General features: G+C 68.0%; 29 protein-coding genes and 1 pseudogene. 16 read left to right on the forward strand and 14 right to left on the reverse strand.

Annotation, left to right across the window (positions count from 1 at the left end):
• Positions 1-40 precede the first annotated feature (40 nt).
• On the reverse strand, positions 41-529 hold the full coding sequence (locus tag AC0KUR_RS12540) for a hypothetical protein (RefSeq protein WP_069705673.1): 489 nt from the start codon (positions 527-529) through the stop codon (positions 41-43).
• Positions 530-623: 94 nt separating this feature from the next.
• Positions 624-1,001 (reverse strand): hypothetical protein, encoded by a 378-nt coding sequence (locus AC0KUR_RS12545; RefSeq protein WP_124608555.1) that lies wholly within the window; start codon positions 999-1,001, stop codon positions 624-626.
• Between the two features lie 498 nt (positions 1,002-1,499).
• Here AC0KUR_RS12545 and AC0KUR_RS12550 point away from each other — a divergent pair, with 498 nt between their 5' ends.
• The 3 genes from AC0KUR_RS12550 (at position 1,500) to AC0KUR_RS12560 (ending at position 3,816) form a co-directional block, all read left to right on the forward strand.
• Positions 1,500-1,853, forward strand: a complete 354-nt coding sequence (locus AC0KUR_RS12550; RefSeq protein ID WP_473375967.1) for a DOPA 4,5-dioxygenase family protein — start codon at positions 1,500-1,502, stop codon at positions 1,851-1,853.
• A 119-nt stretch (positions 1,854-1,972) separates the two neighbouring features.
• Positions 1,973-2,410, forward strand: coding sequence for a nuclear transport factor 2 family protein (locus tag AC0KUR_RS12555; RefSeq protein ID WP_049034447.1), 438 nt, complete (start codon positions 1,973-1,975; stop codon positions 2,408-2,410).
• A complete protein-coding gene (locus AC0KUR_RS12560) occupies positions 2,407-3,816 on the forward strand; it encodes an MFS transporter (RefSeq protein ID WP_473375968.1) in 1,410 nt (469 codons plus the stop codon). Before AC0KUR_RS12555 ends, AC0KUR_RS12560 begins: the two co-directional genes overlap by 4 nt.
• Before the next feature lie 24 nt (positions 3,817-3,840).
• On the opposite strand, the gene trhA is transcribed toward AC0KUR_RS12560, so the two are convergent.
• The 3 genes from trhA to AC0KUR_RS12575 form a co-directional block, all read right to left on the reverse strand.
• Positions 3,841-4,461, reverse strand: a complete 621-nt coding sequence (gene trhA, locus AC0KUR_RS12565; RefSeq protein WP_034187629.1) for a PAQR family membrane homeostasis protein TrhA — start codon at positions 4,459-4,461, stop codon at positions 3,841-3,843.
• A gap of 196 nt (positions 4,462-4,657) precedes the next feature.
• Positions 4,658-4,864, reverse strand: coding sequence for a YbdD/YjiX family protein (locus AC0KUR_RS12570; protein ID WP_473375969.1), 207 nt, complete (start codon positions 4,862-4,864; stop codon positions 4,658-4,660).
• Between the two features lie 12 nt (positions 4,865-4,876).
• Complete coding sequence (locus AC0KUR_RS12575) at positions 4,877-6,955, reverse strand: carbon starvation CstA family protein (protein WP_034187628.1); 2,079 nt, start codon at positions 6,953-6,955, stop codon at positions 4,877-4,879.
• Positions 6,956-7,227: 272 nt separating this feature from the next.
• On the opposite strand from AC0KUR_RS12575, the gene dapF reads away from it, so the two are divergent.
• The 7 genes from dapF to AC0KUR_RS12610 all read left to right on the forward strand — a co-directional run bounded on the left by dapF (position 7,228) and on the right by AC0KUR_RS12610 (position 12,672).
• Positions 7,228-8,037, forward strand: a complete 810-nt coding sequence (gene dapF / locus AC0KUR_RS12580; RefSeq protein WP_124608493.1) for a diaminopimelate epimerase — start codon at positions 7,228-7,230, stop codon at positions 8,035-8,037.
• Positions 8,034-8,921: an RNA polymerase sigma-70 factor gene (locus AC0KUR_RS12585; RefSeq protein ID WP_473375970.1), complete on the forward strand. Its 888-nt coding sequence runs from the start codon at positions 8,034-8,036 to the stop codon at positions 8,919-8,921. Before dapF ends, AC0KUR_RS12585 begins: the two co-directional genes overlap by 4 nt.
• 191 nt (positions 8,922-9,112) lie before the next feature.
• Positions 9,113-9,592: a carboxymuconolactone decarboxylase family protein gene (locus AC0KUR_RS12590; RefSeq protein ID WP_049034437.1), complete on the forward strand. Its 480-nt coding sequence runs from the start codon at positions 9,113-9,115 to the stop codon at positions 9,590-9,592.
• A 60-nt stretch (positions 9,593-9,652) separates the two neighbouring features.
• Positions 9,653-10,057, forward strand: a complete 405-nt coding sequence (locus tag AC0KUR_RS12595) for a cupin domain-containing protein (RefSeq protein WP_069705668.1) — start codon at positions 9,653-9,655, stop codon at positions 10,055-10,057.
• A gap of 110 nt (positions 10,058-10,167) precedes the next feature.
• Entirely contained in the window at positions 10,168-11,172 is a 1,005-nt protein-coding gene (locus AC0KUR_RS12600; protein WP_049034435.1) for a LysR family transcriptional regulator, read from the forward strand.
• 205 nt (positions 11,173-11,377) lie between these two features.
• Positions 11,378-12,133 carry an SDR family oxidoreductase gene (locus AC0KUR_RS12605; RefSeq protein ID WP_473375971.1) on the forward strand — a complete coding sequence of 252 codons (756 nt, stop codon included), beginning with the start codon at positions 11,378-11,380 and terminating at the stop codon, positions 12,131-12,133.
• A 23-nt stretch (positions 12,134-12,156) separates the two neighbouring features.
• Positions 12,157-12,672 (forward strand): Ohr family peroxiredoxin, encoded by a 516-nt coding sequence (locus tag AC0KUR_RS12610; protein ID WP_049034434.1) that lies wholly within the window; start codon positions 12,157-12,159, stop codon positions 12,670-12,672.
• A gap of 61 nt (positions 12,673-12,733) precedes the next feature.
• Here the strand turns inward: AC0KUR_RS12610 and AC0KUR_RS12615 are convergent, their stop codons facing one another.
• The 3 genes from AC0KUR_RS12615 to AC0KUR_RS12625 all read right to left on the reverse strand — a co-directional run bounded on the left by AC0KUR_RS12615 (position 12,734) and on the right by AC0KUR_RS12625 (position 16,185).
• Positions 12,734-13,162: a PRC-barrel domain-containing protein gene (locus AC0KUR_RS12615; RefSeq protein ID WP_034187621.1), complete on the reverse strand. Its 429-nt coding sequence runs from the start codon at positions 13,160-13,162 to the stop codon at positions 12,734-12,736.
• Between the two features lie 384 nt (positions 13,163-13,546).
• Complete coding sequence (locus AC0KUR_RS12620) at positions 13,547-14,677, reverse strand: 3-deoxy-7-phosphoheptulonate synthase (protein ID WP_473375972.1); 1,131 nt, start codon at positions 14,675-14,677, stop codon at positions 13,547-13,549.
• Positions 14,678-14,868: 191 nt separating this feature from the next.
• Positions 14,869-16,185, reverse strand: a complete 1,317-nt coding sequence (locus tag AC0KUR_RS12625; protein ID WP_226228943.1) for a lipase family protein — start codon at positions 16,183-16,185, stop codon at positions 14,869-14,871.
• Positions 16,186-16,590: 405 nt separating this feature from the next.
• On the opposite strand from AC0KUR_RS12625, the gene AC0KUR_RS12630 reads away from it, so the two are divergent.
• Positions 16,591-17,145, forward strand: coding sequence for a hypothetical protein (locus tag AC0KUR_RS12630; RefSeq protein ID WP_069705666.1), 555 nt, complete (start codon positions 16,591-16,593; stop codon positions 17,143-17,145).
• 28 nt (positions 17,146-17,173) lie between these two features.
• The gene (locus AC0KUR_RS12635; protein WP_473375973.1) at positions 17,174-17,596 is read left to right on the forward strand and encodes a hypothetical protein; all 423 of its coding nucleotides are present in this window, start codon (positions 17,174-17,176) and stop codon (positions 17,594-17,596) included.
• A 25-nt stretch (positions 17,597-17,621) separates the two neighbouring features.
• Here AC0KUR_RS12635 and AC0KUR_RS12640 read toward each other — a convergent pair whose 3' ends face one another.
• The gene (locus tag AC0KUR_RS12640; RefSeq protein WP_034187617.1) at positions 17,622-18,329 is read right to left on the reverse strand and encodes a YceH family protein; all 708 of its coding nucleotides are present in this window, start codon (positions 18,327-18,329) and stop codon (positions 17,622-17,624) included.
• Between the two features lie 373 nt (positions 18,330-18,702).
• Between AC0KUR_RS12640 and AC0KUR_RS12645 the strand changes: the two genes are divergently transcribed.
• The gene (locus AC0KUR_RS12645) at positions 18,703-19,458 is read left to right on the forward strand and encodes an SDR family oxidoreductase (RefSeq protein ID WP_049036792.1); all 756 of its coding nucleotides are present in this window, start codon (positions 18,703-18,705) and stop codon (positions 19,456-19,458) included.
• 133 nt (positions 19,459-19,591) lie between these two features.
• On the forward strand, positions 19,592-20,329 hold the full coding sequence (gene hutC, locus AC0KUR_RS12650; protein ID WP_034187615.1) for a histidine utilization repressor: 738 nt from the start codon (positions 19,592-19,594) through the stop codon (positions 20,327-20,329).
• A 76-nt stretch (positions 20,330-20,405) separates the two neighbouring features.
• On the opposite strand, the gene AC0KUR_RS12655 is transcribed toward hutC, so the two are convergent.
• Both AC0KUR_RS12655 and AC0KUR_RS12660 read right to left on the reverse strand, forming a co-directional pair.
• The gene (locus AC0KUR_RS12655) at positions 20,406-21,254 is read right to left on the reverse strand and encodes a phytanoyl-CoA dioxygenase family protein (protein WP_034187614.1); all 849 of its coding nucleotides are present in this window, start codon (positions 21,252-21,254) and stop codon (positions 20,406-20,408) included.
• A 31-nt stretch (positions 21,255-21,285) separates the two neighbouring features.
• Positions 21,286-22,089: an ABC transporter substrate-binding protein gene (locus AC0KUR_RS12660; RefSeq protein ID WP_059559189.1), complete on the reverse strand. Its 804-nt coding sequence runs from the start codon at positions 22,087-22,089 to the stop codon at positions 21,286-21,288.
• 359 nt (positions 22,090-22,448) lie between these two features.
• On the opposite strand from AC0KUR_RS12660, the gene AC0KUR_RS12665 reads away from it, so the two are divergent.
• Positions 22,449-22,733 carry a nucleotidyl transferase AbiEii/AbiGii toxin family protein gene (locus tag AC0KUR_RS12665; RefSeq protein ID WP_083286544.1) on the forward strand — a complete coding sequence of 95 codons (285 nt, stop codon included), beginning with the start codon at positions 22,449-22,451 and terminating at the stop codon, positions 22,731-22,733.
• A gap of 4 nt (positions 22,734-22,737) precedes the next feature.
• Here AC0KUR_RS12665 and AC0KUR_RS12670 read toward each other — a convergent pair.
• Positions 22,738-22,872: pseudogene (locus AC0KUR_RS12670) on the reverse strand (ankyrin repeat domain-containing protein); the annotation flags it as partial.
• Between the two features lie 135 nt (positions 22,873-23,007).
• Between AC0KUR_RS12670 and AC0KUR_RS12675 the strand changes: the two are divergent.
• Positions 23,008-23,871 carry a LysR family transcriptional regulator gene (locus AC0KUR_RS12675; RefSeq protein ID WP_059559191.1) on the forward strand — a complete coding sequence of 288 codons (864 nt, stop codon included), beginning with the start codon at positions 23,008-23,010 and terminating at the stop codon, positions 23,869-23,871.
• A gap of 53 nt (positions 23,872-23,924) precedes the next feature.
• Here AC0KUR_RS12675 and AC0KUR_RS12680 read toward each other — a convergent pair whose 3' ends face one another.
• Positions 23,925-24,398, reverse strand: a complete 474-nt coding sequence (locus AC0KUR_RS12680; protein WP_059559194.1) for a nuclear transport factor 2 family protein — start codon at positions 24,396-24,398, stop codon at positions 23,925-23,927.
• Between the two features lie 56 nt (positions 24,399-24,454).
• A complete protein-coding gene (locus AC0KUR_RS12685; protein ID WP_034187844.1) occupies positions 24,455-25,639 on the reverse strand; it encodes an amidohydrolase family protein in 1,185 nt (394 codons plus the stop codon).

Raw genomic sequence — 25,639 nt, forward strand, 5'->3', positions numbered from 1 at the left:
CCTGTCTCCTCCATCCTCCCTGCGAAACCGCTGCACGATGCTACGCGGCCAGCGAGTCGGGCACGTGGGCGCGCATCTTCTCCGCCGCGCTCGCAACGAGCGCCGGCTGGCCGCACGACGCGAACGTGCAGACATCACGCCACAGTTCGGCCAGCCGATGCCGCGTGAGCGTCGCGACGCAGGTGTCGTGCGCGGCGAGCACGCGCTCGAGCACCGCGCATTCGTCATCGTGCAGCGTCCATGCGCCGCTTTGCGCCGCGCGCGCCACACTCGCTTCGAGCGCCCGCTCCGCGTCGACGCACAGGTCGATGTCCGCTTCCGCGTACCGCGTATCGTCGAGCGCGAGGAACACCAGGTAGACGCTCGTGCGCAACCGCGTCAGCAGCGCCTCGTTGCCGTGCCCGCCACGCAACGCGACGAGCGCCATGTGGCATTTCAGCGAGATGTCGCGTGCATGCGCGGGAGGCAGCGGCAGCAGCCACTCGCGCGTCAATGGCACGCGACGACGGTTTTTGCGTGCGGCCTTCATGCTTCGTGCCCGCTTGCGGGCACTTCAACGCGCGGCAACGCCGCACGCGCGACGCCGGTCGAGCGGATCGGGCATCCCATGCTCGTCTCCCGCATCAGAAGGTGTTCTCGCCCTTCAGGTAGAACGCGGTCTTCACGAAGAACGCCTTCACCGGATGACCGCTCTGGGCGTCGCGCGCGGCGCGCGCTTCCATCGCGGCCCGCTCCTCACGCGACTGGTCGGGCACCGGATTGTGAACGCGTGCGAGCGCACGCTGCATCGCAAGCGGATAGTTCTGGTTGCCGACCGACGTCGCACGATAGCCGGCGCGCGTCATCTGCATCAGTTGCGCGTCGGTTTCGGCACGCGCCGCCGACCAGGTCGACTGCGCGGCATACGACGACCAGTCGGGGCCGGCCGACTGCGCAAAGCTGACGGCGGGCAGCGCAACGAGTGCGCAGGAAAGAACCGCAACGGGAACGAGGGATCGCATAGTGGCCTCCAGATGGTTGTCCCCGCATCGATCGTGATCGTCGATGCGTTGAAACCATCGTATGTCGTGCCGCATGCCGCTTGAATAGCCGATTCCGCAATGGATATTTTCGGCTTCGGAATCCGGTGTGCGCGCGCGCCATTCGCGAATCGCTTCGCACGGGAATTTCTCTATTTCATTCAACGACCTGATCGCGCTTTTGCGCCCGATCGCAGGCGGCACGCCCGCCGTTTTTTCAGTTTCCGAAATGACGTGTTGCCGGCGCGCTCGTGGCGTGCGCACCTGCCGGCAAGGGTCCCGGCGTGATATCGCGCATGCGGATACCGCGGAAACGATTGCATCGGACCAACGGTTCTTCTGACACAGGACAAGCCATCGGCGCCGAATCGCCGGATCGCCACACGACGTGCCCGGCAAGGACGCGCGATAATCACGCATCGGCCATTCGCTTCGTTTCGCACGGTCTCTCATACCTTCCCATTTTCATCGAGTCCTTCCATGGCTGCCCTCGACACCACCGCCATCGACAGTTGGCACGCGCACGTCTATTTCGATGCGGCCAGCCGCGACGCGGCCTGGGCGTTTCGCCAGGTCGTCGACGAACGGTTCGGCGCGGTCATCGAGCTCGGCCGCTTTCACGAGCGCCTCGTCGGTCCGCATCCGGCCTGGTCATACCAGATCGCGTTCGATGCCGCGCGCTTCGACGAGATCGTGCCGTGGCTCGTGCTGAACCACGGCGTACTCGACATCTTCCTGCATCCGAATACCGGCGACGACCTGCGCGACCATCGCGATTGCGCGGTGTGGCTCGGCAAGTCGTATGGGCTGAATCTCGACGCGCTCACCGGGTAACGGCGGCCCGCGGCGCAGCCTTCCCGAGGCTGCATCCACGTTTCGGGTCGACGTGAAACGTCCCGCGGCGGTGCGCCCATACAGTGGGTTTCCGCTCACGACGCTTCCGGACACCCGCCATGACACCCGCAGACACCGACGCCGATGCCCGGCGCATCCATGAAGACTGGCACGCGGCCGTCGTCGCGCGCGACCTCGACGCGCTGATGGCGCTGTATGCCGACGACGCGGTGCTCGAAACGCCGCTCGTCGTCGTCACGCTGCCCGCGCACGGCTCGGGCGTGCTGCACGGCAAGGCCGCGATCGGGGCATTCTTCGCGACCGGCCTGCAAAATCCGGGCAGCCCGCTCGGACGCTGGTACCGGACCGGATTGTTCTTCTCGAACGGCCGCCAGCTCGTCTGGGAGTATCCGCGCGCCACGCCGGACGGCGATCAGGTCGATCTCGTCGAAGTCATGGATCTGCGCGACGGCCGGATCGCGCATCATCGCGTGTACTGGGGATGGGTCGGATTCAGTGCGCTGCGGGCCGCCACGCCGGCGCCCGAGCGCGCATGACGGCCGCCGAGCCGGACCGGGCCGCGGCCCGCCGCGTGCTCGCCGCGACCTGCGTGAGCTACACGCTCGTGCTGCTCGACGCGTCGATCGTCAACGTCGCGCTCACCGACATCGCGCACACCTTCGGCTGCCGCGTGGCCGGCCTGCAATGGATAGTGAACGCTTACACGCTCGCGTTCGCGAGCCTGCTGCTGACGGGCGGCACGCTCGGCGACCGGCTCGGCGATCGCACCGTCCATGTCGGGGGGCTCGCGGTGTTCGTCGCCGCGTCGGCGCTGTGCGGCATCGCGCCGACCCTTCCGGCACTTGCCGTCGCGCGTGCGCTGCAAGGCGTCGGCAGCGCGATGCTGGTGCCCTGTTCGCTCGCGCTGATCAACCGCGCCTTCCCCGCACCGGCCGCGCGCGCATCGGCGATCAGCCTGTGGATGGGCTGCGGCGGCATCGCGATGGCGTCGGGCCCGCTGATCGGCGGGCTGCTGGTCGACCTGTTCGGATGGCGCAGCCTGTTCTTCGTGAACCTGCCGTTCGGGCTCGCCGGCATCTGGCTCGGCCGCACGGTCGTGCGCGCCGCCGCCGACGCGTCGCGACAGTTCGACTGGGCCGGCCAGGCCGCCGCCGTCGTCGCGATCGCCGCGCTGATCGGCACGCTGATCGAAGGCCCGTCGCTCGGCTGGCGCTCGGCACCGATCGTCGGCGGTGCCGCGACGAGCGTCGCCGCATGGATCGCCTTCGTCGCGATCGAAGCGCGGCGCCGCGAACCGATGCTGCCGCTCGCGTTCTTCCGCAACCGGCTGTTCGCGGGATCGACGTTCGTGTCGATGGCGTCGGCGTTCGTGTTCTACGGCCTGCTGTTCGTGCTCAGCCTGTTCTATCGGCAGGTTCGCGGCGCGAGCCCGCTCGACACGGGGCTCGCGTTCCTGCCGATGACCGCGATGGTTGCGCTCGGCGGGTTGTGTTCGGGGCGGATCGTCGCGCGCTTCGGGACGCGCGGGCCGATGTGCTCGGCGTTCGGGCTGTATGCGGCAGGCGCGCTCGGCATGACGGGCATCGGCGCGACGACACCGGCGTGGCTCGCGGTCGCGCCGATGCTCGCGATCGGCTTCGCCTCGGGATTCATCTCGCCGGCCGCGACGTCACCGGCGCTCGGAACGATCGACCGGCACCGCGCCGGCGTCGCGGCGGCGGCACTGAACGCGGCGCGGCAGAGCGGATCGGCGCTCGGCGTGGCGATCTTCGGTGCATGCATCGCGACGCTGCAGCCGTTTTCGGTCGCGATGCGGGTGGCGCTGGTCATGGCGATCGCGCTGTCGGCGCTTGCCGCGGTATCGTGGCGGTTCGCGACGCGGCCGACACCGGCAACCGGCGAAGCGGCCGCGCACCTGCAGGCGGCCGCTACGCGCCGCTAGCGCATTCCGCGGCAGACAACGCGCTCACGCGACATACATCGCGACACTGACGAACTGGCACAGGCTGCCGGCCAGCACGAAAAGGTGCCAGATACCGTGCCCGTGGCGGATGCGTTCGTCGTTGATGAAGAAGTAGATCCCCGCGCTGTAGATCACGCCGCCGGCCACGAGCCAGGCGGTGCCGACCGGCGGCAGCGCATGAATCAGCGGACGCACCGCGACGAGCGCGAGCCAGCCCATCAGCACGTACAGGATCATCGACAGCATGCGCGTGCGGCGCCCGAGCGTCAGCTCCTGCACGATGCCGAACACGGCGAGCCCCCAGCTCACGCCGAACAGCGACCAGCCCCACGGGCCGCGCAACGTCACCAGCGTGAACGGCGTGTAGCTGCCGGCGATCAGCAAGTAAATCGCCGAATGGTCGCATTTCTGCAGGATCGCCTTCAGGCGCGGGTTGCGCACGCTGTGATACAGCGTCGAGATCGCGTAGAGCAGGAACAGCATCGCGCCGTACACGCTGAAGCTCACCACCTTGTACGGATCGCCTTCGAGCGCGCCCATCGTCACGAGCGCCACGAGGCCGGCCACCGACAGCACCGCGCCGACGAGATGGGAAATGCTGTTGAAACGCTCACCGACATGCACGACGTGTTCTCCTGCGGTCCATCGGGGAAAAGAGGGACCCCTATGATACCGGCGGCCGGATTTTGCCGTGCTGCGCCCGGGCAAACGGCGAAGCGGCCGTCACGCGACGTGCGTCGCCGGCCGCCAAAGAAAAAAGCGCCGCGACTGCCATCGCGGCGCTTCCGTTTCGATCGTCGAACCGACTGGACAGTCCGGCTCAGCAACACTTCCCGGCGCCCGACCCGTACCGCGCGTTCTGGCGTTCGCGGAAAAATTCCTCGTACGTCATCGGCTCGCGGTCCGGATGGGTGTCGCGCATGTGCGCGACGTAGGTGTCGTAGTCGGGCAGGCCGACCATCAGCCGCAACGCCTGCCCGAGGTAACGCCCCGCGCTGCGCAGGTCGCTGCCAAGTTCGCTGAACATCGCGGCCTCCCCTTAACGTCCGCTGCCGAGCGCCTGCGCGGCCGGCATCGCTTCGTACGGCGTCTCGCGCACGGTCGGCTTCGACTCGCGGCGCGCGCGCAGCACGGCGATCACGCCGTACACCGCGATGCTCACGACGACGAAGATGAACAGCCCGGCCAGCGCCGCATCGATGTAATCGTTGAAGATGATCCGCTTCATCTGCGCGATCGACTTGGCCGGTGCGAGCACCTTGCCTTCATCCACCGCGGCCTGCAGCTTCGCGGCGTGCGCGAGGAAGCTGACCTTCGGGTTCGCATCGAAAATCTTCTGCCAGCCGGCCGTCAGCGTGCAGATCAGCAGCCACGCGGTCGGCACGACCGTCACCCACGCATAACGTTCGCGCTTCATCTTGAACAGCACGACGGTGCCGAGCACCAGCGCGATCGCGGCGAGCATCTGGTTCGAGATGCCGAACAGCGGCCACAGCGTGTTGATGCCGCCGAGCGGATCGACCACGCCCTGGTACAGGAAGTAGCCCCACGCGGCCACGCACAGCGCGGTGGCGACGAGGTTCGCGGGCAGCGACTCGGTGCGCTTGAGCGCCGGGTGGAACGTGCCGAGCAGGTCCTGCAGCATGAAGCGGCCCGCCCGCGTGCCGGCGTCGACGGCCGTCAGGATGAACAGCGCTTCGAACAGGATCGCGAAGTGATACCAGAACGCCATCATCGCTTCGCCGCCGATCACCTGGTGCAGGATGTGCGCCATGCCGACGGCCAGCGTCGGCGCGCCGCCCGCGCGCGCGATGATCGTCGTTTCGCCGACGGCCTTCGCGGTCTGCGTCAGCATGTCGGGCGTCAGCACGAAGCCCCATTGCGTGACGGTGTTCGCGACGGCTTCGGGCGTCGAGCCGAGCACGGCGGCCGGTGCGTTCATCGCGAAGTAGATGCCCGGCTCGATCACGCAGGCCGCGACCAGCGCCATGATCGCGACGAACGATTCCATCAGCATCGCGCCGTAACCGATGAAGCGCGCGTTGGTTTCGTTGTCGATCAGCTTCGGCGTCGTGCCCGACGAGATCAGCGCGTGGAAACCCGACACCGCGCCGCACGCGATCGTGATGAACAGGAACGGGAACAGGTTGCCCGACCACACCGGGCCCGTGCCGTCGACGAACTTCGTCAGCGCGGGCATCTTCAGTTCCGGTGCGACGACCAGGATGCCGATCGCGAGGCCGAGGATCGTGCCGATCTTCAGGAACGTCGACAGGTAGTCGCGCGGCGCGAGCAGCAGCCACACCGGCAGCACCGACGCGACGAAGCCGTAGCCGATCAGGATCCACGTGAGCTGCGTGCCGGTGAACGTGAACCATGCGGCGAAGGTCGGCGACGCGGCCACGTTCTGGCCGAACGCGATCGCCGCCATCAGCCCGATGAAGCCGATGACCGACACTTCGCCGATGCGGCCCGGGCGAATGTAGCGCGTATAGATGCCCATGAACAGCGCGATCGGAATCGTCGCGGCGACGGTGAACGTACCCCACGGCGAGTTGGTCAGCGCCTTCACGACGATCAGCGCGAGCACCGCGAGGATGATCACCATGATCAGGAACGCGCCGAACAGCGCGATCACGCCGGGCACCGTGCCGAGTTCCATCTTGACGAGATCGCCGAGCGAACGGCCGTCGCGGCGCGTCGAGATGAACAGCACGATGAAGTCCTGCACCGCGCCGGCGAACACGACGCCGGCCAGGATCCACAGCATGCCGGGCGTGTAGCCCATCTGCGCGGCGAGCACGGGGCCGACCAGCGGCCCGGCGCCGGCGATCGCGGCGAAGTGATGGCCGAACAGCACGTACTTGTTGGTCGGCACGTAGTCGAGGCCGTCGTTGTACTTGACCGCCGGCGTCATCCGCAGCCCGTCGAGCTGCATGACCTTGCTGGCGATGAAACGACTGTAGAAGCGATACGCGATCAGATACACGCAGACAGCGGCGATCACGATCCAGAGGGCACTCACGCGCTCGCCGTGTGCGAGTGCGATGGTGCCGAACGAGAACGCGCCGAGCAGCGCGACCGCGATCCAGAGCAGGGTACTGGAAGCCCGATTCATGGCGTCTCCTGGTCTCCAATGTGGTTTTAGATGGCGTGCGGCGCAGGGGCCGCGCACACGTGACGTCGATGCGTCGTGCCGCGGCCTCGCAAAGGCCGCGACGATGGGCCGTAGTATTCCGCGCGACGGGGGCGGCTTACAAGCGGATAACTACGTACGCGCGACTACGTAGAATTACGTAGATGCCGGTTGCGTGGCGATCGGCCGGCATGCGATTGATCGTGGACGGCGAGCCACGTACAGTGTTCGCCTGTCTCCATTCCGGAACCGCCATGCCGATCCGATTTCAGAAGATGAACGCAAACGGCGATGACTTCGTCATCGTCGACCTGCGCGGTCAGGATCGGGATCGCGTGCCCCGCCTCGATCGCGACCTCGTGCGGCGCATGGGCGACCGGCACAGCGGCATCGGCTTCAACCAGCTCGCGGTGGTGACGGACTGCGACGACGCGGCCGCACAGGTCGCGTTCTGGAATCCCGACGGCTCGACGCTCGATACCTGCGGCAGCGCGACACGCGGCGTCGCGTGGCAGCTGATGCGGGAAACCGGCGCGGCGTCGATCGTGCTGCGCACGAATCGCGGGCCCCTGCAGTGTGCGTACGACGCGCACGGGTCGATCAAGGTCGAGATGGGCGTGCCGCGCGTCGGCTGGCGGGACGTGCCCGTCGCCGAAGCCGTCGATACGCTCGCGCTGCCGTTGCCCGGCGCGCCGGCCGCGTGCAGCATGGGCAATCCGCACTGCACGTTCTTCGTCGACGACGTCGATGCGGTCGACCTCGAAGCGCTCGGTCCGGCCATCGAAACGCATCCGCTGTTTCCGCGGAAAACCAACGTGCACGTCGTACAGGTCATCGATCGCACGCACATTCGTCTTCGCATCTGGGAGCGCGGCGGCGGCGTGCCGCTCGGGTCCGGCTCGTGTTCGTGCGGCGCGGCGGTCAACGGCATCCGGCGCGGGCTGCTCGACGATACCGTGCGGGTGACGTGCGACGGCGGCGACGTCACCGTTCAATGGGACGGCACCGGCAGCGTGTTCCTGAGCGGGCCCGTCACGTTCGGGTTCAGCGGGGTGTGGCTGTGACGACCGACGACGCACAAGCCTTCCACGCGCTGCGCCCGCGCCTGCAGAAGATCGCGTACCGGATGCTCGGCTCCGTCGCGGATGCCGAGGACATCGTGCAGGACGTGTGGCTGCGCTGGCACGACGCGGCGCGCGGCAGCATCGAGAACCCCGAGGCCTGGCTCGTCGCGGTCACGACGCGCACGTCGATCGACCGCCTGCGCGCGGCGAAGCTCCGGCGCGAGCACTATGCGGGCATCTGGCTGCCGGAACCGGAGCTCGGCGAATCGCCTGCAACGCCCGAGGAAATGACGGAGCGCGCGAACGACGTGTCGGTCGCGTACCTCCTGCTGCTCGAACGGCTGACACCGGAAGCGCGCGCGGCGTTCCTGCTGCATGAAATCTTCGAGTTCGACTACGACCGGGTCGCCGACGCGATCGGCAAGTCCGAAGCCGCGTGCCGGCAGCTCGTCAGCCGGGCCCGGGCGCGGCTGCGCGACGATCCCCAGCCGCGGCGCGTGGTGCCGCACGAAACGCATCGCCGATTGCTGCAGACGTTCACGCATGCGCTCGCGCACGGCGATTTCCCGTCGATCCAGGCGCTGCTCGCCGAGGACGCGATGCTGATCGGCGACGGCGGCGGCCACGTCCAGAGCTTCCCGAAACCGATGGTCGGCGGCCGGCGGATCGCTCAACTGTTCTATGCGACGTGGTTGCGCTGCGGCAGCGGTGTCGAGATGCGGCCGGTCGTGCTGAACGGCCAGTGGGCAATGCTGCGTTTCATCGACGGGCAGCTCGAAGCGGCGATGTCGTTCGAGACCGACGGCACGCGTATCGTCCGGCTTCTCGTGCAGCGCAATCCCGAGAAGCTCGCCCGCATCGCGGCCGCCTGCGCCGCCGGCTGACGCGCGCATCGCGCGCCCGCGCCGACCGCGCCCGCCGTCGAGCGCGGATTGGTGCAGCGCGCGCAACACGATGCGTCCCCGTGCGTGGCTACCGCGCACGGATGCACACCCCTAAGATGATTTCGCGCGGCGCCCTGCCGCCCACGACACCCGCGCCATGCGGGCCAGCCTCTTCGTCGCCAGGAGAAATCATGACGCAGCGTCTCAACTACATTCAACAGTCCCCCGAGTTGTTCCGGAAACTCCTCGAACTCAGCAACCTGCTGCGCAGCAGCGCGATCGAGGAATCGATCCGGGATCTCGTGTCCGTCCGGGCGTCCCAGATCAACGGCTGCGCCTTTTGCCTCGACATGCACGTGAAGGAAGCGCGCATCCACGGCGAGCGCGAACTGCGCCTGCATCATCTGGCGACCTGGCGCGAATCGACGCTGTTCTCGCCGCGCGAGCGGGCCGCGCTCGCATGGACCGAAGTGCTGACGACGCTGCCCGCGCACGGCGTGCCGGACGATGTCTACGACCGCGTGCGCGGCCAGCTCTCCGAGAAGGAATTGTCGGACCTGACGTTCGAAGTGATGGCGATCAACGGCTGGAATCGCGCGAACGTCGCGTTCCGGACCGTGCCGGGCTCGTCCGACAAGGCGTTCGGGCTCGACAAGGCCAACCTCGCCTGACGGCCGCCCCCCCTCTCTCGCTGCCGGCCGTCGGCCGGCGGCCCACCGGAAGCCACCACCATGATTCGCATGAAACACGTGATCGCGTCCGCGCTCGTCGTCGCGGCCCACGCGACCGGCGCCGTTCGCGCGGCGCCCTCGGCCATCGTCACGCCGCTGATGACGAAGCCGCTCGACGCTTACCCGGGCAAGGAAGCGCAGATGATCTCGGTCGAGTACCCGCCCGGCGCGGTCGACCCCGTTCACCGCCACCACGCCGACGCGTTCGTCTACGTCGTCGAGGGGTCGATCGTGATGCAGGTGAAGGGCGGCGAGCCCGTCACGCTGAAACCGGGCCAGACCTTCTACGAGGGTCCGGACGACCTGCACACGGTCGGACGCAACGCGAGCCGGACCCGGCCCGCGAAGTTCATCGTGCTGCTGTTGAAGGACAAGGGCGCGCCCGTGCTCGTGCCGGAAAAATAGCCGGCCCGCACGCCGCCGCGACCTTTTTGAAAAAAATGCGGCGGGCGGTGTCACAGGCGGCAGCGCTGAAACGTCTAGTCGCATACGGACACCACGATTCCAGCGCCTCCATGCCCGATACCTCCATCCGCCGCCCCGACGCCGACGATCCATTCGCGCGCAGCTTCTCGACCTGCTATGCCGGCGTGGTCACGTTCCTGGCCGTCGTCACCGAGGGCAGCTTCGCGCGCGCCGCCGATCGCCTCGGCGTCGGCCGCTCGTCGGTCAGCCGTCACGTGCAACGGCTCGAGGACCGGCTCGACGCACGCCTGTTCCAGCGCACCACGCGCAGCATGTCGCTGACGCGCGAAGGCGAGCTCTTCTACGAAAACTGCCGGCCCGGCATCGAGCATCTGGCGCAGGCGCTCGAGGACATGCGCGAGCTGCGCAGCGGACCGCCGAGCGGGCACCTGCGCATCGGCTCGACGCCAGGCTTCGGCCGCAAGGTCATCGCCCCGCTGCTGCGCGATTTCCATGCACGCTATCCGGACATCACGCTCGACCTGCTGTTGAACGACCGGCCGGCCGATTTCTCCGCCGACCGCATCGACGTCGCGTTTCGCGACGGTCGCATGGAGGACAGCGCGATCGTCGCGCGCCGGCTGATTCCGATGCAGATGATCGTCTGCGCGTCGCCGTCGTATGCGCACCGGCACGGCTTGCCGCGCCACGTCGACGAACTCGCGCGGCATCGCTGCATCAACCTGTGCACCGCGTCGGGCCGCGTGACGGAATGGGAATTCAGGATCGACGGGGTGACGCAGCAGCGCCAGCTCGCCGCGCATCACACGTTCAACGACATCGATCTCGTCGTGCGCGCGGCGCTCGACGGGCTCGGCATCGCGCAACTGCCCGCGTACCAGGTGTGCGACCTGCTCGCCGACGGCCGGCTGGTGAGCTGTCTCGGCCAGCATGCGCCGGACGACGGCGGCCACTATCTCTGTTACCTGAGCCGCAAGCACCTGCCCACGCGCATCCGCGCGTTCATCGACTACATGATCGAGCAGACGCGTGCGCGCGACCTGCAGTGCCCAACGACGATGACGACGATCGCGCCGCTGGAGACGATCGATTGATGCATTCGCGGCAACATGATGAGGGCTTGCGGGACGCTGGCGGATCGCGCGGCGCATGCCTACGATGCGGGCTGTTCGACCGGCATGCCGATACGGCGGTGCACCGCTCGGCAAGGTCCAGGCCCCGTCGCGCGAACGCGCTGGGCGCCGGTTTCGGCACATTCAAGCGGCGTGCATGTCGCGCGCCCGTTCAAGGAGAGCAATCGTGAAAATCGTCGTGATTGGTGGTACCGGCCTCATCGGCAGCAAGGTCGTCAGGAACCTGATCGCACGCGGCCACGACGCGGTGGCGGCTGCGCCGTCGACGGGCGTCGATACGATCACGGGTGCGGGACTGGACGCCGCGCTCGCCGGCGCGGAGGTCGTCGTCGATCTCGCGAATTCGCCGTCATTCGAGGAAGCGGCCGTGAAGGCGTTCTTCGAGGCGTCGGGGCGCAACCTGTTCGCCGCGGAGCGCGCGGCCGGCGTGCGTCATCACGTCGCGTTGTCGGTGGTCGGCACCGACCGACTGCAGCAGAGCGCGTATTTCCGCGGCAAGATCATCCAGGAAGACCTGATCCGCGCGGCAGGCGTGCCGTACACGATCGTGCGTTCGACGCAGTTCTTCGAATTCGTCGGGGCGATCGCTCAGGCCGGCGCGCAAGGCGACACGGTCCGGTTGACCACCGCGCACTTCCAGCCGATCGCCTCCGACGACGTCGCGGCCGCCGTGACCGACTTCGCGCTCGACGCGCCGCGCAACGGCATCGCCGAAATCGGCGGCCCCGAGCGCGTGCGGATCGCCGATCTGGTCGAGCGTTTTCTGTCGGCCACGCACGACGCGCACACGGTGACGCGGGATGCGGACGCCGACTACTTCGGCGCGGTGCTGCAGGACGACACGCTCGTGCCGGCGCCCGGTGCGCGCCTCGGCGCGACGACCTTCGACACGTGGTTCCGGCAGAACGCGCTCGCGCGCTGAACGCCGCCGCCGGATCGCACACCATGACGCCGCTGCGCCCGCCGCCCCTCTCGCTGCTCGACCGGTATCGCGGTCGGGAACCGCAAACGCTGTACTCGACGACGGTGACCGTCACGGGCGGGACGGCGGAGCACGGCCGCGCCTCCGGCGTCGCGCGTTCCGACGACGGGCGCCTGGATGTCGAGCTGCGCCTGCCGCCCGCGCTCGGCGGGCCCGGCGACGGCCCGAATCCGGAGCAACTGTTCGCCGCGAGCTATGCGGCGTGCTTTCACGGCGCGCTGAGCCTGCTGGCTGCACGGGCGGGCGTGTCGATCGCCGGGGCATCGGTGTCCGCATCGATCGACTTCTGTCGCGATCCGGTGGACGGGCTGTTCATGCTGAACGCGAACATTCGCGTGCGGCTGCCGGGTGTCGAACGCGCAGTGGCGGCGGAGCTTGTGCGCAATACGGAGCGCTTCAGCCCGTATACGAAGATGGCGCACGAAGGGATCAGTCATGTCGTGGCGCTTGCGCCGCCGGACGAGACATCGCAGCGCTGAGCGAAAATGAAAACGCGGGGCCCGCCGCATCGCGCAGCGGGCCCCGCGCCGGTAACGCAGGTCAGTGCTTTTCGTCGAGCTTCTTCGGCTTCGGCGGCGACGGCACCTTCGCGTACTGGAATGCCGGCGTGGCCTTCAGCGCTTCCTTCGTCGCGCCCGGCAGGTAGATGTTGCCGTTGCGCACGTCGAGCGACGCGATCGGCACCGCGACGTCGTGCGCGGCCACGCCGAGGAAGCCGCCGGCCGACACGATCGCGGCCGACACCGAGCCGTCCGGCGCGACGATCAGGTCGCGCACCTTGCCGACTTTCTGGTTCTCGTCGTTGTACACGGTCTTGCCGAGCACGCTCTTCTTCACGCTCCAGCCTTCGAGCAGCGCCTGCGACTGCTCGACGGTCACGCTGATCGGCTGCGCGCCCGCGATCTGCGCGTGCGCGCCGACGCTCGACGCGAGGACGGTTGCTGCGATGAGGGTCTTGTAAAACTTCATATGCGTTGCACTCCGGTTCGGTTGTTGTTGATTCCGGGGACGAAGCGGCGCGGACGCAACGGCTGATCGGTGAGCGCCCCGCGCTTCGTCGGTCGCGTGGCGGCCGGCCGCACCACCACGCCATGTGTACGTGACGGACCGGCGCAGCCGGGCCGCAGCGTGCGACACGGCTTCATGGTAGCGGCATTCGGCGGATCGTGCGCCCAGGGTGCAACGTGACACGCCGGACGAGCCGGATCAGGATCAATGATCGTGCGGACAGACCGGGCGGGCGGCGCGGAAAAAATGGCATCGATGCCCGTCGATCAGGACAACCTCACGGATGGTCCCCCGATCTTCGCGGCGCCTCGAACGGCGCGGCCGACGCCGCGCCGCCACGCGGCGTCACGCATTCCGCGAATAGGTGCGCCGGTGCCGCACGGCCTCCGCCAGCACGTCGAGCACCGGCTCCGTCTGCGCCCAGCTCAGGCAGGCATCGGTGATCGACACGCCGTACTTCAGCGGCACGCCCGGCTTCAGGTCCTGGCGCCCGGCTTCGAGGTGGCTCTCGACCATCACGCCGACGATCCGATGCTCGCCCTGCGACAGTTGCCGCGCGAGATCCTGCGCGACGTCGACCTGCCGGTCGTGCGACTTGTTCGAGTTCGCGTGCGAGCAGTCGACCATCACCTGCTCGCGCAGCCCGGCCTTGCGCAGCACCGCGCAGCATGCCTCGACATGCTCGGCGTCGTAGTTCGGGCCGGTCTTGCCGCCGCGCAGGATCACGTGCGCGTCGTCGTTGCCGCGCGTCTCGAAGATCGCGGCCATCCCCATCTTCGTCATCCCCATGAACGCATGGCTCGCGGCGGCCGCGACGATCGCATCCGACGCGACCTGCACGCCGCCGTCGGTGCCGTTCTTGAAGCCGATCGGGCAGCTCAGGCCCGACGCGAGCTGCCGATGGCTCTGGCTCTCGGTCGTGCGCGCGCCGATCGCCCCCCACGCGATCAGGTCGGCGATGTATTGCGGGCTCAGCAGGTCGAGGAATTCGGTCGACGCCGGCAGGCCGAGCGCATTGATGTCGAGCAGCAGCTGCCGCGCGGCGCGCAGCCCTTTGTTGATGCGGAAGCTGCCGTCCAGGCGCGGATCGTTGATGTAGCCCTTCCAGCCGACCGTCGTGCGCGGTTTCTCGAAGTAGACGCGCATCGTGATCAGCAGGTCGTCCTTCAGCGCGTCGGCGGCGGCTTTCAGGCGGCGCGCGTAGTCGAGCGCCTGGTCGTGATCGTGGATCGAGCACGGGCCGACGACGAGCAGCAGCCGGTCGTCGCGGCCGTGCAGGATGTCGCCGATCGCGCGGCGCGTGTCCTCGACGAGCGTCTGCGTGCCGGCCGGCACCGGCAGCTCGTCCAGCAGCAGCGCCGGCGAAATCAGCGGGCGCACGGCGCCGATGCGGACGTCGTCGATGCGCGTGGTGTCCTGCGTCGCGTCGGCGCTGCCTACCTCGCGATCGTGGGAAGGATTGTCGAGGTTCTGCATGGTGATTCTCCGGGGGACGTCTGGAATGATGGGCAGGCTCGATTATGGCACCCGGAGAAGGCGGCAGCGGGGGACGGCAGGGGAAGGCGGACAGTCGTCACCGCGGTCACGCGACCGACGTCGAAACATCGTAAAAAAGGGCGACCCGAAAAAGATCGCCCGGCCATGCATCCAGTCGTACGCCGTCGCGCCTAATGCAACGTCTCGGGCGCCAGCGAGTTGCTCGGCAGCAGCGACGTCAGCCAGCAATTGCTCGGCGCGGCTTTCCCGTTGAAGCGGTCGTAGAGCCAGGGCAGCATCCCGGCCACCCACGGCACGATCGCACCCGCATGCTCGAGCGGATACTCGGTGTACGTGACCCGCGTGCCGCTGGCGCAGAACTTCTGCGCCAGCGCGCGCACGTCGTACGCGAGCATCACGCCGTCGCCCACCTGGCTGCTGAAGGTGCCGTCGAGCGCCCCGGCCGTGCCCTGGCCGATGAACATCGGGATCGTCGGCGATGCGGCCAGCCCCGCATTCACCTTGTTCGCATACGTCACGTACGCCGGGATGCTGTTGATGTCGTTCGCGTATTGCGGCTTGAACAGCGTGCCCCAGCGCAGCCCCGTGTACTTCGGCAGGATGTACGCGAGCGACTGGTTCTGGATGTCCTTGAACACGGCCACGCCGGTATCGCTGAGATACGGCGTCAGGTCGAAGTCGTAGCCGCGCACCAGCCCGGCGAGCGCCGCCGCCGCGACGCCGCCCCACACGATGCTGCCGTCGACGTAACGCAGGTTGTGCGCGGGATCGACCAGCACGCCGCCTTCCGCCGCGCCGACGAGCTGCTTGTTGACGTCGGGCGCATAGCTCGGCGCGAGCTGCGCGGCCCAGTTCGTCGCGATCGCGCCGCCGGAATAACCGATCATCGCGACCTTGCTCGACGGATTCAGGCCGGTCGACGGCGTATTGAGCGCCGCACGGATCGAATCGAGCGTCGTCATCCCGTATTCGGGGCCGGCCGCGAAGTCTGCCGTCTGGCCTTCCGTATCGGGCACGATGATGTTGTAGCCGAGCAGCAGCAGCGTCGACAGCGGGATCGATTCCGCGCTGTAGAGCAGCGTGCCGACGTTGATGACCTTGGTCACGTCGCGGTCGCCGGCGATCACCTGCGACGGCTCGTCGTACGGGTTCAGCGAATCGTAGGCCGACTGGTACGAAATGGCGTGGCCGTTGCTGACCTGGCTGCGAATCACCGACGTCACGTTGACGACGGGCTGGTTCCGCGCGTTGTTGGTGCGGTACAGCAACTGCTGCGCGGTCACGGCGGTCGGAATGCCGGCCACGTGATAGGTGACGTTGCGCGTCTTGAGCACCGTGCCCGGCGGAATCGACGCCAGCGGCGTGGTGCCGGTGTACGTGTAGAACGGATCGGACACGGTCGGCGCGGCGGCGCCGGCCGACGGTGCGGCGATGGCCAGCGCGGCGCACACGGCGGCCGCGACGGTCATGAGTCGTCTGGAGGACATGGGTGGGGGCCTCTGGGATAACCTGCTTTCATCGAAGGAAGTTCGGCGGTATTGCAGACCATCGTGCCTGCCGCATCAAAACCGTTTCCGTGCCATCGACTGTCTCCTGTGAATGAATGATCCGGCCTGTTCTGAACCTGTCGTTTTAGTAGGAGTACAAACCGGATTCATTGAAGCACAACGCGAACGCGTTCGACGCGCGTTTTCGATTGTTTGAAGGTAAACGTCTAAAACCCTCGCCGGCCGACGCATGCGCACCGGCCGTTCGGCCGACTGTTCGCGTTTTGCCGGGGTACCGTACGATCGGCGCTGTCCGGTAACGAAGCGGCCCGTCGCAGGAGGCGGTCCGCGCCGTCCACCGCCTGCTCTGCAACCGTTCGCTCCTCGCCCCACGGACTCGCCACGATGACCGTATCCGAACTGCTCAGTGCCATCCGCCAACCCTACGCCGATCTGCTCGCGAAAGCGGCCACGCGACCGTCGGTGATCGTCGAGCCCGCCTACCGGAAGGCCGACGGCACGCTCGCCACTGAAGGGCCGCTCGCGCTGCCGTGCCGCGCCGACACCATCGCGGCCGAAGGCGAAGCGGCCGGCCGGCCCGTGATGATCGATTCGACCACGCAACTCGATTTCGACCCGTTCGAGTTCGACCTCGAAACGGCAGCCGTGTCAGTCCGCCCGTTCGTATGGGACTGGGTCGTGATCGAGGCCGACGGTCTCGACGAAAGCGCGGCGGCCGATGCGTTCAAGACGTGGTTCCTCGCGTGGTTCGATGTCGACGACGAGAACGATCCGGCCGAAGACGGGCTGCACGGCATCGTGCATTACCTGTCGGAACCGGTTCGCACGGAACACGGGTGGCGCGTCAATGCGGATCTCGGCTCGGCGCCCGAGACGGCCGTCGAGGATCTGCTGTTCCGGCTCGTCGACGCAGGTGCGACGCGGATCAGCGTGGGTTGAAATGGCGCATCGTCGTTCACATACGCTCATGAAGAAAGCGCTCGCGCTGCTGATGCTTTGCATCGCATTGCCCGCCTCGGCCGAAGTGAGCACGGAAGTGCCGTGCTTCCGGACAGCCGGCGACCAACCCGTGCGCGTCGAACCGCGCATGTACCACGACGACGTCGCGAAATGGTCAGGTGGCGTCGTCCGTCATGCGAAATCGAACACGGCCATTCCGTTGTTGTTCAAGCACCGGGACGCGGAAATGCTGGCAGCCGACCGGTCGTATCAATACACGACGACGTGGTGGGGAATGGTCGACGGCACGATCGACGGCGAATACGAAATGATGAGCCAGGGTGCGATGGTCTATTCGATGCCCTACACCAGCGCGCGCACGGGCAGGAAAACCGATTTCGCGTGGGCGCCGGATATCGACGCTTCGGCGAAATCGGGGCGCCGCTGGTAGCGAGGAGCGCGTTGCAGGCTGTCGGTCAGCCGGCGTCGCCCGGCGCGTCGACGTCGATGCCGAGTTCGCTCGCCATCCGCTGAACCAGCGCATTCAGCCGCGCCACTTCATCCGCGAGTCGCTTCTGCTCGGCCTTCAGCGCCTCGAACTCGGAAGGCGGCACCGAATCCGCGCCGCCGGCCTCCGCGCTGGCGAAATCGGCCACGTTCACCTCGCCGCACATCAGGTGCATCCAGCGGTTCTCGCGCGCGCCCGGTGCGCGCGGCAGCCTGACGACGAGCGCCGGCGCGCGCGCCGCGAGTTCGTCGAGGAACGCCTCGACCGACGAGATATCCGCGAAGCCGTGCAGGCGCGCGCTGTTCAGGCGCAGCTCGGCGGCCGTCTGCGGGCCGCGCAGCAGCAGGATCGTCAGCAGCGCGATCGCCTGGCTCGGGATGCCCAGCACGCGGTTCATGTTGTGTTCGAAACGCGGCACGCGGCTGCTGCTGCCCTCCATCACGAGGCTCAGGTGCTTCAGCCCGTCGAGCGCGGTCGTGACCTCGTCCTCGCTGACGTTCATCACCGGCGCGCGCGCGGTTTTCTGGTTGCAGCCCGCGGTCAGCGCGTTCAGCGACAGCGGGTACGTATCCGGCACCGTGTGCTGTTTCTCGACGAGCACGCCGAGAATGCGGGCCTCGAGGGGCGTGAGTTCGCGAAGGGCGCGTGGCGTGGGCGTATCCGGCGTGGTGTTCATGAGTGGCGTCGCAGCGTGCAGCAGGTGAAGGGAAACGATCGCGGCCCGTCCGGCATCGCGCACGGGCGAGCCATATGATAGCTCGCGACGCACGGCCCGGCGCCGCGCGCTGCGCCGGCGCGCGCACTTGCCGCAGCGGGCTGTCGTCCAGCCTGTCGGCGCGCCCGATACCGCGCGGCAACGCCTGCGCGCACTCACCGGCATTTGCGCGATACACATGCCGGCGCTACGATATGCGTTCACCCCGGTATCCGTGGCGCCGCACACGATCGTCTTCGCCCGCCGATGCCACGCGTCGCCCGTCCTTATCGTGCTGCCGCCGCGCATGCACGCCGCCCGTCAACACCGTTCACGCCTTCACCGGTTCACTGCCATGACTGCATCCTCTTCCGCGCCGCACGTGCGCGCCATCGTCACCGGACACACGCGCGGCCTCGGCGCGTCGCTCGCCGAACAACTGCTGCTGGAAGGCGTCGCCGTGCTCGGTGTGTCGCGCAGCCGCCATCCGTCGCTCGCGTCGCAAGCCGGCGACCGCTTCTCCGAAGTCGAGATCGACCTGTCCGACACCACGGCCGTCGCAGCCTGGCTCGCCGGCGACACGCTGCGCCGCTTCGTCGACGGCGCGTCGCTCGTGCTGCTGTTCAACAACGCAGGCATCGTCGATCCGATCGGCCCGCTCGCCACGCAGGATCCGGCGATCGTCGCGCGTGCGGTCGGCCTGAACGTCGCGGCACCGCTGATGCTGTCGGCCGCGCTCGCGCAAGCGGCTTCGGCCGCGACCGAATGCCGGATCCTGCACCTGTCGAGCGGCGCGGCCCGCAACGCATACGCGGGCTGGAGCGTTTACTGCGCGACCAAGGCCGCGCTCGATCACCATGCACGCGCGGTCGCGCTCGATGCGAACGGCGCGCTGCGGATCTGCAGCGTGGCGCCGGGCGTCGTCGACACGGGCATGCAGGCGACGATCCGCTCGACCAGCGAAGACAACTTCCCGATGCGCGAGAAGTTCGACGAATTGAAATCGAGCGGCGCGCTCGCGACGCCCGAGGCCGCCGCACGCCAGCTGATCGGCTATGCGCTGAGCGATGCGTTCGGCGCCGAGCCGACGGCCGACGTGCGGAACCTGTAATCGACATCGCCCCCCCTGTCGACGGACGGAAAGGAGTCGTCGGATCAGCGGCCGCCCGCAAGGCCGCGTCCGGAGCGCCACCGGGCAAAGACGATAGAATCCCGCTGGTATTTCACCCACGGAAACCTCCTTGATGGTCACGAAGGCCGCCGCACCGTTCCAGCAGATCAAGACGCTCGTTCGCCAGAACGTCGAGTCCGGCGACTGGCGCCCGGGCGACCGCATCCCGTCCGAGCTCGATCTCGCCGCGCAGTTCGGCGTCGCGCGCATGACGGTCAACCGCGCGCTGCGCGAGCTGACCGAGGAAGGCGTGCTGAAGCGCATCGCGGGCGTCGGCACCTTCGTCGCCGAGGTGAAGCCGCAGTCGAACCTGCTGATGATCGCGCACATCCGCGACGAAATCCGCGCGCGCGGGCACGAATATCGCTGTCGCGTGCTGAGCCGGGCGAGCGAGCCGGCATCGTTCGACGTCGCGGCCGCATTCGGGCTGCCGGTCAATACGCCGGTCTTTCATGTGGTGTGCGTGCACGAGGAAAACGGCCGCCCGATCCAGCTCGAGGACCGCTACGTGAACCCGGCCGCGGCGCCCGGCTTCATCGACCAGGATTTCCAGACCGAGCCGCCGTCCGAGTACCTGTACAACAACGTGTCGCACTACGAACTGGAAATCGAGCACGTCGTCGACGCGTCGCTGCCGACCGTCGAGCAGGCGCGGCTGCTCGACATGCGCGCCGACGAGCCGTGCCTCACGCTCACGCGCCGCACGTGGACCGACGGGCTGCCCGTCACGTTCGTGCATTTCCTGCATCCGGGCAACCGCTACCGGCTCGGCTCGCGCTTCAAGCCGGGCGCCGGGCGCCACCCGACCTGATCTTTCCCCGTACGCGCCAATGGACACGGCGGCCGTTTCATGACGAAACGGCCGCCGCGTTCGTTCGCCGCGCCGGTCAGATCGCGCCGACCTGCCCCGCGCCGCGCGACCACACGACCGGAAACAGCGGATGGTCGAGCGGTGCGCCGTCGGCCAGCTGCTCCGCGAGCCCGGGGAAGTCGGGCGACGTTTTCCAGCGGCGCGGCGCGTGACGGATATCGTCGCCGACGAAGCGGATCGAGAACGCGCGCCGGCGGTTCCGCGTGCCGCCCGACGCATGCAGCGTGAGCATCCGGAAGCACACCATGTCGCCGGGCTCGAGCGCCCAGCGGCGGATCGGGAACGCCGCGCGGTCGGCTTCGATATCGGGCAGGTCGGCCAGGCTGCCTTCCGGGAACCACTTCGCTTCCTTGTCCATGAACGTGCGCGGCATCAGCCACGGCCCGCGATGCGAGCCCGCGACGAATTCCAGCGTCGATTCGAGCGGCACCGGATCGACCGGAATCCACATGCTGACGTTGTCGTCGCCTTCGATGTTGTAGTACGGCTGGTCCTGGTGCCACGGCGTGCGCTGCCGCGTGCCGGGCTCCTTCACGAGCAGGTGGTCGTGATGCAGTCGCACGCGCCCGGTTCCCATCAGCGCGGCGGCGACCGACGGCGCCGGCGAGCGCACGATGAAGTCGCGATACGCGTCGTTGTGCTGCCAGTTGCAGAAATCCTCGAAGAACCAGCCGGGATCGTCGGGCCGGCTCGCGACTTTCGCGCGCGCGCTCGGCCGGGCAAGATTCACGTCGATGCCGGCCCGCAGCGCGGCCACTTCGTCGGGCGAAAAGATGCCCTTGATGCAGACCGCGCCTTCCTCGCGGAACGCGGCAATCAGTTCGGGCGTCACGGCTTGCGCGACTCGATCCTGGATACTCGTCATGGTGTGCCTGTCCATTGAATGAATCACCGGGTCACGGCGCCGAAGTCAGCTGCTGCTTCGCGCCGTAGATGTCGAAGTCGAAATATTTCGCGGCGATCTTCTGGTATGTGCCGTTCGCGCGGATCGCGACGATCGCGTCGTTCAGCCGCTTCTTCATGTCCGCGTCGCCCTTGCGCACGCCCATCGCGACGCCGTAGCCGGTGATCCGTGCGTCGGTCACGTCGGGGCCGGCGAACGCGTAGCCCTTGCCGCGCGGCGTCTTCAGGAACGAGTAGCCGGCTTGCGTCTTGTCCTGGAAGGTCGCGTCGAGGCGGCCGTTGACGAGATCCTGGTACACCTGGTCCTGATTCTGGTAAGAGACGATCGTCACGCCCCGGGTCGCCCATTCGGCTTTCGCGTACGCCTCCTGGGTCGTGCCCTGGTCGATCCCGATGCGTTTGCCCGCGAGCGACGCGGCGGTCGGCAGCAGCTTCGAGCCGACCGGCGCGACGAGCGCACCCGGCGACGCATACAGCTTGTTCGAGAAGTCGATCTGCTTGAGCCGCTCGTCGGTGGCCGTCATCGCCGACATGATCACGTCGAACTTGCGCGCGCGCAGCGCCGGAATCATCCCGTCGAAGCCCTGCTCGACCCACACGCACTTCGCATGCAGCTGCTCGCAGATCGCATTGCGCAGGTCGATGTCGAAACCGGCGAGCGAGCCGTCGGGCTGCTTCGCCTCGAACGGCGGATACGTGGGGTCGATGCCCCAGCGGATCGTCGACGTGTCCTGGGCGAACGACACGAGCGGCGCGAATGCCAGCGCGGTAACGAGGAGCGTTGCAGTGCAGTTCATGGCGGGTCCTTGCAGGTCTCGACGCGGCGGGCGACGCCGGCGTCCGGTGGAGGCGCCGCGCCGGAGAGCCGGCGCGGTGCGCGAAAGGCGGGACTTCGATGAGACTGGAATGCAGTCTAGACCGCCTAAATTTCGAGTGCAAGCAGGGGAAACAAGGGAGCGCGATGGACCGACCGGAGATGAGGACCAGGGAGGCAGGGGAGCCTTCGATTCAACGCATTTCTATGCGGAATTCAGGTGCTCCCGTGCGCGACACCCGTCCGCGACGAAACGCAAGAGATAGCGGTCTATACCGGTATCCGTGGCGATAGGTTGCCCGATGTTTCATCGAACCTGCCGGTCACGCGCCCCATACCGCAGTGGACTTCCGCGGCGATCGTCCGACCGCGCGGGACCTGTTCGACTTGTGCCTGGTCATCGAGCGGGAGCCGGCAAGCTTGATCGAAACCGCTGCGTTTCCCGTTCGGCATCGCGACACGTTTCTGCGTTTGCTCAACGAGCCTCGCACGTTCGTACGGCCGCGGTTCGACGACATCCGGACACTCGGCTACACGCCGTCGTTCGACTCTTGTGTTGAACTCGCCGACGCCTTCCTGCGAAAACTCCCCGGCGGCACGCCCGAGCCCAAATCGCGCCGCCGCTAACCCCGGCCACGCCCGCATCGATCAGCCTGCGCACCGTCTCGACACGACCGCGTTCGGCCGCCGGATTCAATGCGGTGTCGCGATACCGGTGCGTGCCGCGCAGGTCGGCGCCGGGCGCGAGCGTCATCCGCAGGATGTCGTCAGGCGCCTCAAAAGCCCGCGAAACGCGCCGCCCCAAGTCCGGCCAAACCGCGATTGCCCGCGCCGTCCGCGCATGTTAAAAGTCGTCGCATGCATGTGGAAATGCAATGCTCGAATCTGCAAAAGTGCAAAAATGAATAGACCCCTGTTCGACCTCGACCTGCTGCGCGCGCTCGTGATGGTCGCCGACTGCGGCAGCTTCACGACGGCTTCCGCGCGCCTGCATTCGACGCAGTCGACGGTCAGCCAGAAGGTGCGCCGGCTCGAGGAAATCGCCGGCCACCGCCTGCTCGATCGCGGCACGCGCGATGTCCGGCCGACCGATGCGGGCGTGACGGTGCTCAGCTATGCGCGGCGCATGCTCGCGTTGAACGACGAAATGCTGGAAGCGCTGTCGGGCGCCACGGTCGCGCTGACGATCCGGCTCGGCGTGCCCGACGATTTCGCGGCGGGCCGCACGACGCACGCGCTCGCGGCATTCAAGCGCGAGCATCCGCAGGTCAAGCTCGAAGTGACGTGCGGACTGAGCCGCGACATCTGCGCCGCGTACGATCGCGGCGAACTCGATCTCGTGCTGATCAAGCAGCGGCGCGACAGCCGGGAGGCCGTCGTGCGCTGGCCCGAGAAGCTGCGCTGGATCGACAGCGCGAAGCATCCGTCGATCGATCTCGACCCGGTGCCGATCGTCGTGTTTCCGCCGCGCGGGCTCTACCGCGACGACATGATCAAGGCGATCGAGGAGCGCGGGCGCCGCTGGCGCATCAGCTTCACGACGTCGAGCCTGAGCGGCATCCAGGCGGCCGTCGCGGACGGGCTCGGCATCAGCGTGCTGCCCGCGCGCGTGGTGACCGACGAGCACGTCGTGCTGACCGCGAAGCAGGGCTTCGCGCCGATCGAGAACATGGATATCGCGATCCTGCACCGGCCGACGGCCGACCCGATGGTCAGCGAGCTGACGAAAGCGCTCGCGGCGATGCTGGAACTCGAGGGGCGATAAGCCGCGCGGGTTTCATCCGGGCGCCACGCACGGGGCGCACTGCCCCGGGCATGTCAGAACATCGTGTTGCCGTTCGCGGCCTGCTCGGGCACCGGCTGGTTCACGTCCCAGTGCTCGACGATCTTGCCGTGCTCGAGCCGGAAGATGTCCATGATCGCGCTGCCGCGCGTGCCGGGTTCGCGCACCGCGTGCACGTGCAGGATCACGTAGTCGCCGTCGACGAACGAACGCTTGATCTCGCTGTGCGACTGCGGATAGGTGTCGCGCAGAAAGGCGACGAACTTGCGGAAACCGTCGCGGCCGTCGGCCGCGTTCGGGTTGTGCTGCACGTAGCGATCGCCGACGTACGCGAGCGCGGCGTCCGCATCCTTTTCGTTGAGGCCCTTCTCGTAGAACGCGAGCACCGTCCGCCGGTTGGCTTCCTGCCGCGCATCGGCCGGATCGGCCGCCACCGCGTACGCGGCCGTCACGGCGAACAAGGCCGCCGCCGTCCATCGTGCGGCCCGTGCCGCTGTCGTGCGTCGCATCGTCGTCTCCCCGGAAATCCGGCTGAAAACCCGATCATACCGGCGCGACGCCATGCTCAGACGAGTGCGCCGTCGCGCGCGACGATCGCCCCCGACGATACGACGAGACGCCGCACCGGCCGCGCGACGACGGCCTCGGCGAACGTCAGCGCGTCGACGAGCACGACGTCCGCACGGCTGCCCGGCTGCAGCCCGTAATCCGCGAAACCGCAGCCGTGCGCCGCACCGTGCGTCACGCAGTCGAGCGCGACTTCGAGCGCATCGTCGCGGCGGAAATCGTTGCGCATGCCGATCAGCATCGCACGTTCGAGCATGTCGGGCGAACCGTACGGCGTCCACGTGTCGCGCACGCCGTCGTTGCCGCCGATCACGGTCACGCCCGCCGCCCGGCACGCGGCGACCGGCGGCACCGGCACCGCCGCCGGCGCGGTCGTGACGATCGCCACCCCGAGCGCGGCCATTCGCGCGAGCAACGTATCGCGCTCGCGTTCGGCGATATCGCCCAGACAGAAACCATGACTGATCGTGACCTTCCCCTGCATGCCGTGCGCGGCCGTGCGCTGCAGGATCAGGTCGAGCGAATACGCGCCCATCGACCCGCGCTCGTGCAGATGGATATCGAGCCCGCGGCCGTGACGCTCCGCGATCGCGAACAGCACGTCCACCGCCTCGACCGGATCGCCTTCGATCGCGCACGGATCGAGTCCGCCGAGCAGGTCGGCGCCGGCGCCGAGCGCATCGGACAGCAGCGCATCGGTGCCCGGCCGCTTGAGTACGCCCGACTGCGGAAACGCGACGATCTGGATGTCGACTTGCCCGCGCAGCGTCTCGCGCGTCGCGAGCACGCCGTGCAGGTGGCGCAGGCCCGCTTCGGTATCGACGTCGACGTGCGTGCGGATGCGCGTCGTGCCGGCCGCGAGGAAGGCTCGTGCCAGCGCGAGCGACGCGGCGCCCGCGTCGTGGCCGCTCGTCGCGCGATAGTGGCGTTCGTTCTCGATGCGGTCGACGAGACGCGGCCCGACCTGGTTGCGATACCACGGCATCCCCCAGTGCGTCTTGTCGAGGTGCGTGTGGCCTTCGACGAGGCCGGGCAGCGCGAGCGCGCCCGCGCCGTCCTCGATCGCGCAGCCGGCGGGCGCGTCGAGCGACGGGCCGACACGCGCGATGCGGTCGCCTTCGATCAGGATGTCGAGTGCCGTGTCGGCGCTCGTGCGGACGTTGCGGATCAGCAGGTTCGTCAT

The organism is Burkholderia sp. YHN3-13 (genome assembly GCF_055810675.1).